Origin of the sequence: Paraburkholderia nodosa DSM 21604 (genome assembly GCF_000519185.1) — a bacterium.
GTDB classification, from domain to species: domain Bacteria; phylum Pseudomonadota; class Gammaproteobacteria; order Burkholderiales; family Burkholderiaceae; genus Paraburkholderia; species Paraburkholderia nodosa.
Genome location: NZ_JAFA01000004.1, coordinates 224,279 through 238,671, shown reverse-complemented (window position 1 = coordinate 238,671; position 14,393 = coordinate 224,279). Strand labels below are relative to the sequence as shown.

Here is a 14,393-nt window from a genome sequence, read left to right as displayed (position 1 = left end):
TTGCAGGAAGGCGGCCAATGCTTCACTCCCACTCTTACCCCGGGTAATTCGAATATGGCGCAACTCGTGAAGCCCGCGCGCACGGCGCGGCACACCCTTCTGGCCAGTCTTGCCGCATGCGCGTTCTCTGCGCAAGCGATGGCCGCGACCGAACCGGCGACCGCCGGCACGGAATACGTCTACGTGGGCACGCTGCACCAGCAAATCAGCGCCTTGCGCTTTGACGTGACCACCGGCGAACTCACCCCCATCGGTTCGGTCGCGCAAGGGCTCAAATCCACGTGGGTCGCCGCGCATCCCGTATTGCCCGTCCTGTACGCCGTCGACGACGACCGCGACAAGGAAGGCAGCATCACCGCGTACGCAGTCGATCGCGACAACGGCTCGCTGGCGCGCATCAACGACGTCCTCACGGGCGGCCGCGGCACCACGTTTTTGCGCTTCGATACGCCGTCCTCCACGTTGCTCGGCGCGAACTACAACAGTGGGTCCGTATCGAGCGTAGCGGTCAATCGCGACGGCAGCGTCGGGACGCTCGAATCGACGATCGCGGAGACCGGCTCCGGCCCGAGCCCGCGTCAGACCAGCGCGCACGCACACGGCGTCACGGTCGATCCGTCCGGCCACTACGCCCTCGTTCCCGACCTCGGCTCCGATCGCGTGTTCATTTATGGTTTCAACCGAGAGACCCATGCCTTGACGCAACTCGACGGCGACTCGCCGCGTGGGTTCGTCGCGCCCTCGGGCAGCGGCCCGCGGCGCGTTGCATTCGGTGCATCGGGAGAATATGCGTACGTGCTCACCGAGCTCAGCGCGGAACTCATGGTGTTGCGCTGGGACGCGTCGAAGGCGCAGTTGACGCTCGTGCAGTCACTGCCTGTCAGCAGCGAAGGGTTCGCCGGTCAGAAGAGCGGCGCCGAAATGGCGCTCAGCCACGACGGGCGCTTCGTTTATGTCGAGGACCGTGGCGAAAATGCATTGGTCGTCTATCGCGTGAACGCCGCCACCGGAAAGCTCGCCGAAGTGCAGCGCACGCCCTCGGGCGGCGACAAACCGTGGGGCTTTGCAATCGATCCATCGGGCAAGTGGCTGTTCGTCGCCAATCAGCGCAGCGGCAATGTGAGCGTATTCCGCATCGATCGCACCACGGGCAAGGTCTCCGCTAGCGGGCAGTCGGCCGATGTCCCCGATCCCACCAGCGTTGCGTTCGTGAAATAACGCCATGCATCGCGAGTGGCGCCGCGTCGTGGCGCCGCCGTTCGCTCCTCAAAGGTTCCTCAGAGCCTGAATTGCGCAACGCAGTCGACAAGATTGGCAGCCTGCTGTTTCAGGCTCTCCGCGGCGGCCGCGCTTTCTTCGACCAGCGCCGCATTTTGCTGCGTGGTTTGATCCATCTGGGTGACGGCTTCGCCGACTTGCCCGACGCCGGTGCTCTGCTCCGCACTCGCATTGCTGATCTCCGCGACGAGCACGCTCAGGCGCTGAATCGCCGCAACAACCTGCGTCATCGTCGCGCCCGCCTCGTCGACGAGTGCGCTGCCTTGATCGACACGCTCCACGCTCGACGTGATCAATCCACGAATTTCGTGGGCGGCCTGCGCGCTGCGTTTCGCAAGCGAACGCACCTCCGTCGCGACGACGGCAAACCCCCGGCCCTGCTCGCCCGCCCGCGCGGCTTCCACCGCCGCGTTCAACGCGAGAATATTGGTCTGCGCCGCGATGTCGTTGATGATGCCGATGATCTCGCCAATCTTGCGCGAGCCCTCGTTGATGCCCTTCATCGTCTCGATCACGGACTCGACAACGTTCCCCCCTTCGACCGCGATCGACGATGCGCCGGTCGCCAGCTCGCTGGCCTCGAGCGCATTCGCGGCGTTCTGCTTCACGGTGGCGCTCAACTGCTCCATCGAGGCCGCGGTTTCCTGCAGGGCGCTCGCCTGCTCCTCGGTACGCTGGCTCAAATACGCGTTGCCTGACGCGATTTGCGCCGACCCGGTCGCAATGGCGTCGCTGCTCGTGCGCACCTGCTCGACGATACCCGCGAGCGCCGCCGTCATCGCGTGCATGGCGGCCATGAGGCTGTCGGTATCGCCGGGGCGCAGATGCAAATCGACGCTGAGGTTGCCCCTCGCGATCTGGCGGGCGGCCTCGCGCGCGTCGTCAGGCTCGCCACCCAGCTTGCGTGTGATCGCGCGCGAGAATGTCAATGCGGCCGCAACCCCTGCGAGCACGATGATCGCCATGACGCTCACGCTCGCAATCATGGCGTGTCTTTGCTTCGCTTTCGCAAGTGCTACGGCGGCGGTCGTCTGCGCTACGATTGCCTCGCCCGATTCGCGCAGCGTGATGGCGGAATCGCGGTCGATGCCGTCAATCGCCCGATCGCCGACGGCGATATCGAAGCCGGAAGCTTCGAACTTTTCGAGCGCCGTGCGAAACGAAATGCCCATCTGCTTGTGCAACGCATTGAAGCGCTCGATTTTCTCGCGCGCGTCACCGGGCGGCAGTTCGCGTGCAAGCTTTTCCGTTATGGCCTGAGCCGTCCCCTCGTATTTCTGGAATGCGCCCCAGTACTTCTTGAATTGCTGGGGGTCCTTGCCTCGCACCAGAATATCCTTGCCGTTCTGCACCTGGTTCTTGAATGCGACCAGCGCATCGTCGACCTCGCGCGCTTGGGCATCGTCGACCGAAACGAGCCGCTCATAGGTGTGCGCGGCATGGTTCATCTGCAATACGCCGAATAGCCCCGCCCCCGAAGCGACCAGCAACGCGGCGCCCAGCGCCAGCGGAAGTTGATGGACAAGTTTCATGTATCACCTTGTAAAAACCCCTTTTTTTAAGGGGATTGTCTCCACTGTCGAGAGTAACGGACAATTGAGGCCGTGCCTTTGGACGAAAGCGCGATTCGCCGGGACATTCATTCGCGAGCCATCGCGTGCCTCATTTCATTTTCTAGTGCAAAGAGTCGAGCATTCATGAGTCAGTCATCTTCGCAGTCATCCCTTCCGTTCCTGCCGTTCGTGCGCTCCGAAATCGACGAGGACACCATCCAGGGCGTCGTCGACGTGCTGCGCTCCGGCTGGATCACCACCGGCCCGCAGAACCAGACGTTCGAAGCCGCGCTCTCGGAGTATTGCGGCGGACGCCCCGTGCGCACCTTCAACTCGGGCACGGCCACGCTCGAAATCGGTTTGCGCATTGCCGGTGTCGGCCAGGGCGACGAAGTCATCACTACGCCCGCGTCGTGGGTTTCCACGAGCAACGTGATCTACGAGGTGGGGGCGACGCCGGTGTTCGTCGACATCGATCCTGTTACGCGCAATATCGACCTCGACAAGCTCGAAGCCGCCATCACGCCGAAGACCAAAGCCATCATCCCGGTCTTTCTCTCGGGCCTGCCCGTCGACATGGACCGGCTCTACGCGATCGCCCGCCAGCACAAGCTGCGCGTGATCGAGGACGCCGCACAGGCGTTCGGCTCGAGCTGGCACGGCAAGCGCATCGGCGCGATCGGCGACATCGTCTCGTTCAGCTTCCACGCCAACAAGAACCTCACGTCGATCGAAGGCGGCGCGCTCGTCCTCAACGATGAAGCCGAGGCCGTGCTCGCGCAGAAGTACCGCCTCCAGGGCATTACACGCACGGGCTTCGACGGTATGGACTGCGACGTGCTTGGCGGCAAGTACAACCTGACCGATGTCGCCGCGCGTGTCGGACTTGGCCAACTCAGGCACATCGAGCGCTTCACGGCGCACCGGCGCGCACTGGCGCGAGCGTACTTCGCACGCCTCGAAGGCGGCGCGGCGGTTAAGCTCGGTGTCGGCCTGCCGCTCGCCGATTTCACCAACAGCAACTGGCACATGTTTCAGATCACACTGCCACTCGACAGGCTCACCATCAATCGCGCCGGCTTCATGGCTGAATTGAAGGAACGCGGCATCGGCTCGGGCGCGCACTATCCGGCCATTCATCTTTTCTCGCTCTACCGCGAACGTGGTTTCAAGGCGGGCATGTTCCCGCACGCCGAGCGCTTCGGCGCAAGCACGGTCACGCTGCCGCTCTTCACGCAGATGACCGAAGCCGACGTGGCACGCGTGTGTATTGCGGTGAACGAAATTTGCGAGAAGTTTGCCAGGTGAGTCGCGCATTCAGCGAACCTGCTGTGCATTGAAACGGCGCAAAGAACGGGCGATACGGCTATACAGTCGCATCGCCCCTTCACAAGCCGGCTTGACGGCTTTGCGTTACTTCGCGAACGGCAGCCGCCGCGCCCGCCTGTTACACGGGCGCGACGGGTGCGCCATCGACCAGACGCCAGACAGCTAGCGGATTGGCTGCCTGCAGTGCGTCGGGAAGCAAGCTATCCGGCAAGTCCTGATAGCAGACAGGACGCAGGAAGCGGTCGATCGCTGCGGCCCCCACCGACGTAAACATCGAATTCGAGGTCGATGGATAGGGGCCGCCGTGAACCATCGCATGGCAAACCTCGACGCCCGTCGGGAAGCCATTCGCCAGAATGCGTCCGGCCTTGCGTTCGAGCGCGGGCAAGAGGCGCTTCGCATCGGCCAGGTCCGCCGCGTCGATTTGCAGCGTGACGGTAAGCTGTCCTTCGATATGCTCGACGACTTCGAGCAGTTCGCCGAAATCTCGCGCACGAATCACAACGGAGGCCGGACCGAACATCTCGGCCTCCAGTTCCGGCGAGGCAAGCAGGCGCGCCGCATCGGTCACATAGAGCGCCGCCTGCGCGGCGTTCGGGCGCTCACCGGCGGGCTCGCCCTCGGCCGCCTTCGTCACGCCCGCAACCGCGCCCGTGCTTTGCCTGCCGCTGCAGTAGGCATCGAAGATGCCAGGCGTCAACATCGTCTGGGCCGGCTTCGAGGCCAGCGCCGCTCCCGCCGCCTCGATGAAACGGTCGAGGTCCGGACCATCCACGGCGAGCACGAGGCCCGGGTTCGTGCAGAACTGGCCGGCGCCCATGGTCAGCGAATCGGCGAACGCCTTGCCGATCGCCTCGGCCCGGTTCGCGAGCGCGTGCGGGAACAGAAAGACCGGATTGATACTGCTCATCTCCGCATACACGGGAATCGGCTCGGGACGCGTGTTCGCGAGCCGCATCAGCGCGAGTCCGCCCTGCCGCGAGCCCGTGAAGCCGACCGCCTTGATCGCCGGATGCGAGACCAGCGCTTCACCCAGCTTGCGACCGGCGCCGAACAGCAGCGAAAACGTGCCCTCGGGCAAGCCCTGTTCCTTGACGGCCTTCTGGATGGCGCTGCCTACGAGCTTCGACGTGCCCAGGTGCGCGCTGTGCGCCTTCACGATGACGGGTGCGCCCGCGGCCAGTGCGGATGCCGTGTCGCCTCCCGCAACCGAGAATGCGAGCGGGAAGTTGCTCGCGCCGAACACAGCGACCGGACCCAACGGCACTTTTGCCAGGCGCAGATCCGCACGCGGCAGCGGCTCGCGCGCAGGCTGCGCATGATCGATCGTGGCGGCGAGAAAGTGACCATCCCGCACGACTTTCGCAAACAGACGCAACTGTCCGACCGTGCGTGCCCGCTCGCCTTGAAGGCGCTGTGCAGGCAAACCCGTCTCGGCTTGCGCGCGTTCGATCAGTTCATCCCCGAGCGCGAGGATATTCTCCGCAATGGCCTCGAGAAAAGCCGCGCGCTGCGCGAGCGGGGCATTTCGCCAGGAGTCGAAAGCAGCGGCTGCCAGCGACGCTGCGCGATCGACCTCCGCGCTGCCGCCCATCCCGAACACCGGGTCTGCGATTTCCGAGTTGCTGGCCGGATTGAATGCCCGCTGCTCGCCCTCGGTGCCTCGCACCGAAGAGAAGCCGATAAGCATGTCGCCATTCATAGTCATGTCGATTTCCTGGAACGCGTTGTGTGTAATTGTTCTTCGCCATGGCGCCTGCACGGCGGCTAGTTGAATAGCCAGTTAACTGCGGGCCGGACAATGGGAGGAGGATAGACGCACCATGAGCCGTCATGGTGTCGGAAGAAGACGATCGCGAACGTTCCAGACGAACGTGCGACTTCGACCTGTACGGCCCGCCATGGCATTTTCGTCGAGCGACAGGGTCGCGTAACGCTGAGATTTTCCCCATTTCCAAACCAGTCGTTGACCAGGGCGCGAAGGGATGTGTGCTGACCGCTCATAAGCGTCTCCGAGCTTCGCGGACGTGTTGGCGAATCCACAAAGCTTTACGCAGCATTTTCGTTCGTGCGCCAACATCGAACGACCCGATCTGGCTTGCTTCAACTGGGGAAGGCAGGACGGCAGGGTCATCATCGGTTGCGGGCCGCATATCGTCCATTGAAGTTAATCGTTGAACGTTTAACCGAAGGGTTAATGCACGGCACTGTCAATGCAGCGTTTCGCGCCTGGCCAGCGGCTTGAACAATTGGCTCCAGGCGGCGCTCACGAGAATGGTCGCGCATCCGCCGAGCACAACCGAGCCAACCGCGCCAAATGCCGTAGCCGTCAGACCGGATTCGAATTCGCCGAGTTGATTGCTTGCGCCAATAAAAAGCGTGTTCACGGCCGCGACGCGTCCGCGCATGCGGTCCGGGGTCTCCAGCTGAACGAGCGTCTGGCGAACGACCACGCTAATCGTGTCGGCACCGCCCGAGATCGCCAGCAGAAGCAGCGAGACGGGAAACGAACGGGAAAATCCAAACGCGGCAATGGCGGCGCCGTAGACCGCGACGGCGATCAGCAGCTTCCTGCCCACCCCCCTGCCGATGGCGCGCCGCGACAGCATGAGCCCGACACAGAGCGCGCCCACGGCAGGCGCGCAGCGCAGCAAGCCCAGACCCTGCGGCCCGACGTGCAGAATCTCTTTCGCGTAGACCGGCAAGAGCGCCGTGGCGCCGCCAAACAACACCCCAAAAAGGTCGAGCGAAATCCCGCCGAGCAAAAGCGGATGGCTCCAGACGAAGCGCAAGCCGGCAAGCACGGTCTCGGCCGTCACGGGCTCGCGCGGCGGCGCCACGTGGTCGTAACGTATCAGGGCATACATCGCGGCACTCACGCAAAAGAGCGCCGCGCAGGTGAAATAGAGCGCCTTCACGCCGGTTGCGAACAGCAAGCCGCCCAACGCCGGTCCCGCGATGACACACACCTGCTGCACGACGGTGCTGAGCGCCATCGACCTGGCCAGCAGGCTCTGCGGCACGAGCATCGGCAACAGCGCCTGTTGACCCGACATCTGAAACGGCCGGATGGCGCCAAGCACGAGCGAGAGACCCAGCAGCAGTTCGCGAGTCACTGCGTGCGTCATGGAAGACACGGCGAGCAAGGTGCCGATAGCCGCCTGGGCCGCGAGGCAGATCGCGACAAGTTGGCCGCGATGCATGCGATCGGCGCAATGCCCGGCGACCAACGTCGTGGCGAGCCCGGGAATGAACTGAAAGAGTCCGACGAGACCGAGATACCAGGCACTCGATGTGAGGTCGTACATATGCCAGCTGATCGCGAGCATGAGCATCTGCTGGGCGGTGATGGAACCGACGCGCGCAATCAGGAAGCGCGTGAGCGATGCGTGCCGCAGCAAGGGCATCATGCCGGTCGACGCCTCCAGCGCCGGCGGGGACGTTTCGTTAGCCTGGCTCATAAGGACTTCCCGCCTTGCACGTGGTTCACGCGCAGGTGATTTTTAAAGACTTCTTCTGGCATAAAGCCGAGGCTACGGAAGGCCGGTCCTCACGAATCCGTGTGGTATTGACCGGTATCCGGGTGCTGCGCTTCACGCTCGCTCTCGCTCTCGTTGACTTTCGGCGCCCACTTCCGCTGGAGCAACACCACGGTGCTCGTCGCGCCCAGAATGAGGAACGCAAAAATGGCCAGCATGGGCAGCGTGTAGCTGTGCCCGACGTGAAGCAGCCAACCGGAGAGACTGGCGGATACGCCACCCGCAAGACTGGTGGCCACCTGCTGCAAGCCCGTATTCAGGCCCACCGCCGGTTTGGGAATCAAGGTGAGCTTGACGAGCGCGAGGTTGTTCGCGGTCACGAGGCCCAGCAGTGAGAGAGAAACGATATTCCAGAACAACGCCATTTGCGGCGAGCGCGAATAAGCGCCCATTAACACGGTCGTACCGCTGATAAAGCCGACTACGATAAACGACTTGCGCACCACGACCGCGTCATGGCCTCGCGCGATCAACCGGTCCGCGGCCCAACCCGCCAACGCGGCCACGACTGCAATGCCGGCAAAGCTGAAGAACGTATACAGCCCCGACTGCCGCAGCGAGAGCCCGCGCTGCTCGACCAGATACGCCGGCATCCACGTCATGCAATAAAACACGAAATAGCTGTAGCAGAAGTTGGTGATCAAGCCGCCCCACACCACCGGGCTCGACAGCAGATTGCCAAGCGGAACCGAGGCCGCCCGGCGCTTCGCCACGGCAAGCTCGGCTCTCGACGGGAAATCGTTGTTGAGCATCAGTTGCCATGGCACCAGCCACACCAGGCCAGCAAGCCCTGTCACAACGAACATGGTCTTCCACGAACCGATAGCGATGAGCCATGCCGCGATCGGCGCACCGAGCGCGGGGCCCATCTTGCCGCCAATCGAGTAAATGCCGAGCGCCGTGCCCTTGTGCGCCTCGTCGAAGTGATTGGCGAGATAGCGATAGGTGGCGGGCACCACCACCGCCTCAGCAACGCCGATCAAGAGGCGCACGAGGATCAGCGCGGAGAGCGTGGTCACGACACCCGTTGCCGCCGCCGCAAGGCACCACATCAGGAAGCAGAGCGTATAGGGCCATTTCACGCCATAGCGGTCGACCACCCAGCCCATCGGCATCTGCAACAGCCCGTAGGACCAGAACATGGCGGAGCCGAGCCAGCCGCGCTCGACGTGCGTCAGCGCGAACTCGTGCACGAAATGATGGTCCGCGAGCGCCGCCGACATGCTCGTTCGGTCTACGAAGGAGATCATCAGCCCGAGCGCGAGCAGCACAAGAATGCCCCAGCGATTCTCCGGGCGCGCCGCTTTTCGTACTGTGATCTCCACGCGTCGTCTCCGATGACTTCCGGGCTCAGCCCAGGCTGCCCGTCACGTCGTCGAACAACTCGTCGACCGTGAGACGGCGCGGAATGATCTTCTGATCGAGCGCCCAATCGACCGCCAGTTGCAGCCCCTTGCGGTTCGCCTCCAGCCCGATTGGCGGGAAAATGGCCGGCACGCCTTCGGCGAGCGAGCGGCTTTCCACGACCATGCGATACAGCTCGCGAACGATGTCCGGGCGCTCCTTCGACAGATTTTCATGCACCACGAACATGTGGTTGATCGGCACGACGCCCGCGCGCGAGAACCAGTCCTTCGCGGCGGCATGCGCGTCCGGCACCAGCGTGCGCACGCGTTCGTCCTTCGGCATGTCTTCGCCGAGCAGCGCGGCCGCCAGCTCGCCCTTGAGCATCATCTCCGGAATCGACGATCCGGCCGGCAAGCGCTGGCAGTTTTGCGGATCGCTGTACTCGGCCAGATGCCCGTCGCCCAGCGTCATCCAGGTCACCTTGTCGAGATCCACGCCGTATTCATGGCGCAGGATGCCGCGAATCCAGAGCGCGGTCGTTTGCGTATAGGTGCGCACGCCGACCTTCTTTCCTTCGATATCCTTGGGATCCAGATGGCCGAAGTCGATGTTGTAGCCCGCGCAGTGATGCTGGAAACGCCCCGAAATCGGCGTCGGCAGCAGGACATACGGCTTGCCATAGGCCTTGGCCTGCAGGAACGTGACGATCGCGAGCTCGCCCGCGTCGAACTTGTTCTCGCGCACCATGGCCTTGAAGCCGTTGTGCGCCGGGGTCGGCCCGCAGAAGTCCAGCGTCACGAGATCCGACGCCACGCGCCCGTCGCGCATTGCCTTCGTCACTGCGTATTCAGCCAGATTGGTGCGCAACGTCGGCACGCCAGTCAGCGTCGTTGTCATGAATGATTCTCCTGATGCTTGTTTTCTGAAATCGCGAATGAATGCCGAACCGAAGCCGGATTACAGCCGGACCTCGATGAGGCACGGACCCGGCTCGCGGGTCGAATCGGCCATCGCCTTGTAGAAGTCCTCGGCCGTCTCGACTGCCTTGCCCGGCACGCCCATGCTTTTCGCCATCGCGAGCCAGTCGATGCGCGGCTTGTCGATGTCGATCATGGAGAGCGCGCGTTCTCCCGGCGTGCCCGCGCCCATGTTGGCGTACTCGGCCTTGAGAATCGCGTAGCTGTTGTTGGCGAAGATGATCGTCGTGACGTTCAGTCCTTCGCGCGCCTGGGTCCACAGCGACTGGATCGTGTACATCGCGCTGCCGTCGCCGACCATGCAGAACACGCGCCGGTCCGGGCACGCGAGCGCGGCGCCGGTCGCGACAGGCGTCGAATAACCAATCGAGCCGCCCATGTTGTTGATGAGATCGTGCGGCCGCGCGCCCATGGTGAGGCTCATCGATTCACGGCCCGTGGTGAGCGATTCATCGACGACGATGCAGTGCTCGGGCAACGCGGCTGCCAGCGCATGAGCGATGCTCGTGGGATTGAGCGCGCCCGTCGGCACCGGCGTTTCGATACGCGGCTGCACGAGCGCTGTCGCATCGGCGGCGCCCAGCGCCTGCAGCAGCATGTCGAAGGCGAGTTCGCTGTCTTCGTCAGCCTCGACGAGCGCGTGCACCAGCGTGCCCTCGGCCTTGAGCAAACTCGGCTTGTCCGGGTAGGCGAAAAAGGCCACCGGCTCGGTGGTCTCGACCGTGACGATGTGCTTGAAGTCCTCGAGAAACGCCATGGCCTGCGGCACCGCGTACGGAATGCGCGCAATGGGCACGCGTCCCGCGCCGCGCTCGATGCGTGCGGAGAAGAACTGCGATCCCAGCCGCGCGCCGGTGGCCGCGGCCACACGGCCGGCCTTCTCGAGCGGCGCGCCGCGCGTCGCCTTGTTGGCGAGAATGAACAGCGTCGGCTCGCCGGAGCGCAACACCCGCGCGACATGTTCGATACGCGCGGCGCCCGGCGTCTTGCGACGCGTCACGGCCGCAGGCGGCAGCACCGGCTCCGCTTCCGTGCGCTGCCACGAGGTATCGCCCGGCAGGATCAAGGTGGCGATCTGCCCCGGATGCTCGCTGGCCTTGGCCACGGCTTGCGCCGTGTCCCAGGCGATGGTGTCCGCCGATCCGGCGCGGCGCACCCAGTGGCTCAGCGGGCGCGCGAGGCCCTCGATATCCGAGGTGAGCGGCGGGTCATACTTGAGGTGCGACACCGAATGCTCGCCGACGACATTGACCATGCCCGACGACGCACGCTTCGCGTTGTGGATGTTCGCGAGGCCGTTCGCAAGACCGGGGCCCAAGTGCAGCAGCGTCGAGGCCGGCTTGTCCTTCATCCGGTACCAGCCATCGGCGGCGCCGGTGGCCACGCCCTCGAACAGGCACAGCACGCTGCGCATCCCCGGGTTGTTGCCGAGAGCGGCCAGGAAGTGCATCTCCGAGGTGCCGGGATTCGCAAAACAGATGTCGACGTCCTGATCGACCAGGGTCGCGACGAGACTTTCGGCGCCGTTCATCAGTAGCCTGCCATATCGCGAGCGAGACCGACCACGCCGTACGTGCGCTGCGGCGCCGACATCAGGAAGCGATAGCCCTCTTCGGAGAGGCGCCGATGATTTTTGGCCGTGACGTGCGGGTGGCCCACGATCACATTGTGCTTCTTGCAGGTCTCGACGATCTGGCGCATGGCGTCGATGACTTCGGGGTGCTCGTACTGGCGCGGAAAGCCCAGTTCCTGGCTAAGGTCGCCTTCACCGATGAGGATGAAGCCGATGCCGGGCACATTCGCGAGCATGTCGTCGAGGTTCTCGATCGCCTGGGTGCTCTCGCACATCAGTCCCACGAGAATCTCGCCCTCGGGCACGAGCGGCCACACGTCGGCCTTCTTGTAGTAGTCGGCCATGCTGAGGCCCCAGTAGCGCGCCGCGTTGGCCGGGCCGTCGCCGCGCACGCCCTTCGGCTCATACAGCGGCGCGTTCTTCGGCCGTGCATAGCGGCAGGACGCCACCGCGTTATAGGCTTGCTCGACCGTCGCCACGTGCGGCCAGATCACGCCGTAGGCGCCGCGATCGAGCACCTGCTTGGCGAAGCTCTGGTTCATCTCCACACCGTTGGCGGGGATGCGCGCGATCGGCGTGACCTTCGGCGCCACCGATGCGGACTCGGCGATCTGCTTGCGGCTGAGCATGTATTGCAGCGCGTCGCCGAGCGCGGCCACGTCGTACGGATTGTGCTCCATCTCGAAGACGATCCCGTCATAGGGCGAATCGCTCATTTCGATGGCGCTCTGCTTGTCGAGCTTGGAGAAGGCGGCATGCGCGGCCTTGCCCGACTCGAACGCGCGGATGATGCTGTTCAGACGATTGGTGGACATGTGAATCTCTCTTTTTCTCGCTGCGCGGCGCCGCTGCGGTCGCGGCGCGCGCGCTGTTGGCAATGTTCGATCAGCCCAGGCCGGGGTACAGCTTCTGTGCGGTCTTGCCGAAAATCCAGGCGCGGTCTTCCGCGCCGAGGCAGGCGAGCCCGTCTTCCGCCGTTGCAAGAATCTCCGCGAGCGTGCCGGGCGAGGTCGGGAAATTCGAGCCCCATGCCATGCGCTGCGCGCCGAAGGCTTCGACCACGCGCGGGAAGAACGTCTCCGCGCTGGCCTTTTCCTTTTTCACGTCACCGAAAATGCGCGGCGTGAGCTTCATGTAGAGGTTCGGCAGATCGGCCAGTGCGAAGAGGCTCGCGGCATTCGCGTACGGTGCGCCGTCGAGCACATCGGGACGGCCAAGGTGGTCGAGAATGATGTTCACGCCCGGAAACGTCTCCGCCAGCATGCGCACCTGGGGCAGACCGATCGGCCCCGTCTGGATGCACATCGGCAACTGCAGTTCCGCGAGCATTTCCCATGCCTTGAAGGACCTGGGGTTGTCCAGCTCGCTCGGATCGAAGTCCTTGGTCGAGCCGCCGGTGAAAATGCGCAGGCCGGCAAGACCCTTGTCGGCCCAGCCCTTGATCACGGCAGGCACGTCGTCGGCCAGCATGTCCACGGAACCCACGGCCACGAGCCGGTCCTTGTACTGGTTGCAGCCGTCCACGACGTAGCGGTTGTCGAAACCGTAGGTCGTCGACGAATGGACGACAGCAGCTTTGGAAACGCCGGCTTCGTCCATGGCCTCGATCAGCGCCTCGACCGTGTTGGGGCGCTCCTGTGACCAGTCCGAGCGCTTGCCGAACAGCGGCGCGGGTGGGTAGCGCTTCTCATCGTCCGAGATGATGTGAGGATGAATGTCGATGAAGTTCATGATGTCCGTTCAACTATCGGCTTCGTTACAGACCCTTGGCCTTGAGGTGCGCGTCGAGGCGCGGATAGACGCGGCGCGCATTGCCCTCGAAAATCGCGTGGCGGTCGGCGTCGCTCAGTGCCGTGCAGGCGTCGACGTAGCGCTTGGTGTCGTCGAAGTACTCGCCGGTGTCCGGATCGCGGCCGCGCACGGCGCCGATCATTTCCGAGCCGAACAGCACGTTGCTCGTCGGCACGACCTTGGTGAGCAGCTCCACGCCTGGGTGGTGATACACGCAGGTGTCGAAGAAGATATTGTTCAGCAGTCCTTCGAGCGGACGGTCCATCATCTCCAGCGACATGCCGCGGTAGCGGCCCCAGTGGTAAGGCACCGCGCCGCCGCCATGCGGAATCACCAGGCGCAGCGTTGGGAAGTCCTTGAACACATTGCCCTGCAGCAACTGCATGAAGACGGACGTATCGGCGTTCAGATAATGCGCGCCGGTGCCGTGGTGGCACGCGTTGCACGAAGCGGCGACGTGGATCATGGCCGGCACGTCGAGATCGCACAGCGCCTCGTAGAGCGGATACCACTCGCGGTCCGTCATCGGCTTGCCGGTCCAGTAGCCGCCGCTCGGGTCCGGATTCAGGTTGCAGCCGACGAAGCCCATTTCCTCGACGCAGCGGCGCAGTTCGGCAACCGAGTTCTTCGGCGGCGCGAGCGGCGACTGCGGCAACTGGCAGACGGGCACGAAGTTGTCCGCGTAGATGTCGCACACGCGGCGCACGAGGTTGTTCGAGACCTCGGCCCACTCGAGGCTCGTGCGTTCGTTGCCGAGGTGGTGGCTCATCAGGCCCGCGATGGGCGAGAACAGCGTGAGGTCGCCGCCGCGCTCTTTCTGCAAGCGCAACTGGCCGTTGCCGACGCCTTCGCGGATCTCGTCATCGCTGACGTGCGCGCCCGAAAGCGGCGGCGCGTTGGCCGGATCGTTGGCGGCGGCAATCTGCTTTGCGCGCCAGTCGCGGAACGAGGCAGGAACGGTCGTGAAGTGACCGTGGCAATCGATGATCATTTTTTCTTCCGTGTG

General features: G+C 64.1%; 11 protein-coding genes. 2 read left to right on the top strand and 9 right to left on the bottom strand.

The features are described 5' to 3' along the window. Positions 1 to 54 precede the first annotated feature (54 nt). On the top strand, positions 55 to 1,218 hold the full coding sequence (locus A3CW_RS0107505) for a lactonase family protein (RefSeq protein ID WP_028203013.1): 1,164 nt from the start codon (positions 55 to 57) through the stop codon (positions 1,216 to 1,218). Positions 1,219 to 1,277: 59 nt separating this feature from the next. On the opposite strand, the gene A3CW_RS54255 is transcribed toward A3CW_RS0107505, so the two are convergent. Further along, positions 1,278 to 2,810 (bottom strand): methyl-accepting chemotaxis protein, encoded by a 1,533-nt coding sequence (locus tag A3CW_RS54255; protein ID WP_028203012.1) that lies wholly within the window; start codon positions 2,808 to 2,810, stop codon positions 1,278 to 1,280. A gap of 165 nt (positions 2,811 to 2,975) precedes the next feature. On the opposite strand from A3CW_RS54255, the gene A3CW_RS0107495 reads away from it, so the two are divergent. After that, a complete protein-coding gene (locus A3CW_RS0107495) occupies positions 2,976 to 4,139 on the top strand; it encodes a DegT/DnrJ/EryC1/StrS family aminotransferase (RefSeq protein ID WP_028203011.1) in 1,164 nt (387 codons plus the stop codon). Between the two features lie 139 nt (positions 4,140 to 4,278). Here the strand turns inward: A3CW_RS0107495 and A3CW_RS0107490 are convergent, their stop codons facing one another. From A3CW_RS0107490 to A3CW_RS0107455, 8 genes are all read right to left on the bottom strand, one after another. Continuing rightward, positions 4,279 to 5,868 (bottom strand): aldehyde dehydrogenase (NADP(+)), encoded by a 1,590-nt coding sequence (locus A3CW_RS0107490; protein ID WP_028203010.1) that lies wholly within the window; start codon positions 5,866 to 5,868, stop codon positions 4,279 to 4,281. Between the two features lie 502 nt (positions 5,869 to 6,370). Beyond that, positions 6,371 to 7,570, bottom strand: coding sequence for an MFS transporter (locus A3CW_RS0107485; protein WP_407669717.1), 1,200 nt, complete (start codon positions 7,568 to 7,570; stop codon positions 6,371 to 6,373). 140 nt (positions 7,571 to 7,710) lie between these two features. Continuing rightward, a complete protein-coding gene (locus A3CW_RS45545; RefSeq protein WP_051481292.1) occupies positions 7,711 to 9,024 on the bottom strand; it encodes an MFS transporter in 1,314 nt (437 codons plus the stop codon). Positions 9,025 to 9,049: 25 nt separating this feature from the next. Further along, complete coding sequence (locus A3CW_RS0107475) at positions 9,050 to 9,943, bottom strand: type 2 periplasmic-binding domain-containing protein (RefSeq protein ID WP_028203008.1); 894 nt, start codon at positions 9,941 to 9,943, stop codon at positions 9,050 to 9,052. Positions 9,944 to 10,003: 60 nt separating this feature from the next. Further along, entirely contained in the window at positions 10,004 to 11,554 is a 1,551-nt protein-coding gene (locus A3CW_RS0107470) for an acetolactate synthase large subunit (RefSeq protein WP_028203007.1), read from the bottom strand. Next, positions 11,554 to 12,411 (bottom strand): HpcH/HpaI aldolase family protein, encoded by an 858-nt coding sequence (locus A3CW_RS0107465; protein WP_028203006.1) that lies wholly within the window; start codon positions 12,409 to 12,411, stop codon positions 11,554 to 11,556. Before A3CW_RS0107465 ends, A3CW_RS0107470 begins: the two co-directional genes overlap by 1 nt. A 70-nt stretch (positions 12,412 to 12,481) precedes the next feature. After that, complete coding sequence (locus A3CW_RS0107460) at positions 12,482 to 13,327, bottom strand: amidohydrolase family protein (protein ID WP_035512515.1); 846 nt, start codon at positions 13,325 to 13,327, stop codon at positions 12,482 to 12,484. A gap of 25 nt (positions 13,328 to 13,352) precedes the next feature. Beyond that, a complete protein-coding gene (locus tag A3CW_RS0107455) occupies positions 13,353 to 14,378 on the bottom strand; it encodes an amidohydrolase family protein (RefSeq protein ID WP_028203004.1) in 1,026 nt (341 codons plus the stop codon). Between the last annotated feature and the right edge of the window lie 15 nt (positions 14,379 to 14,393).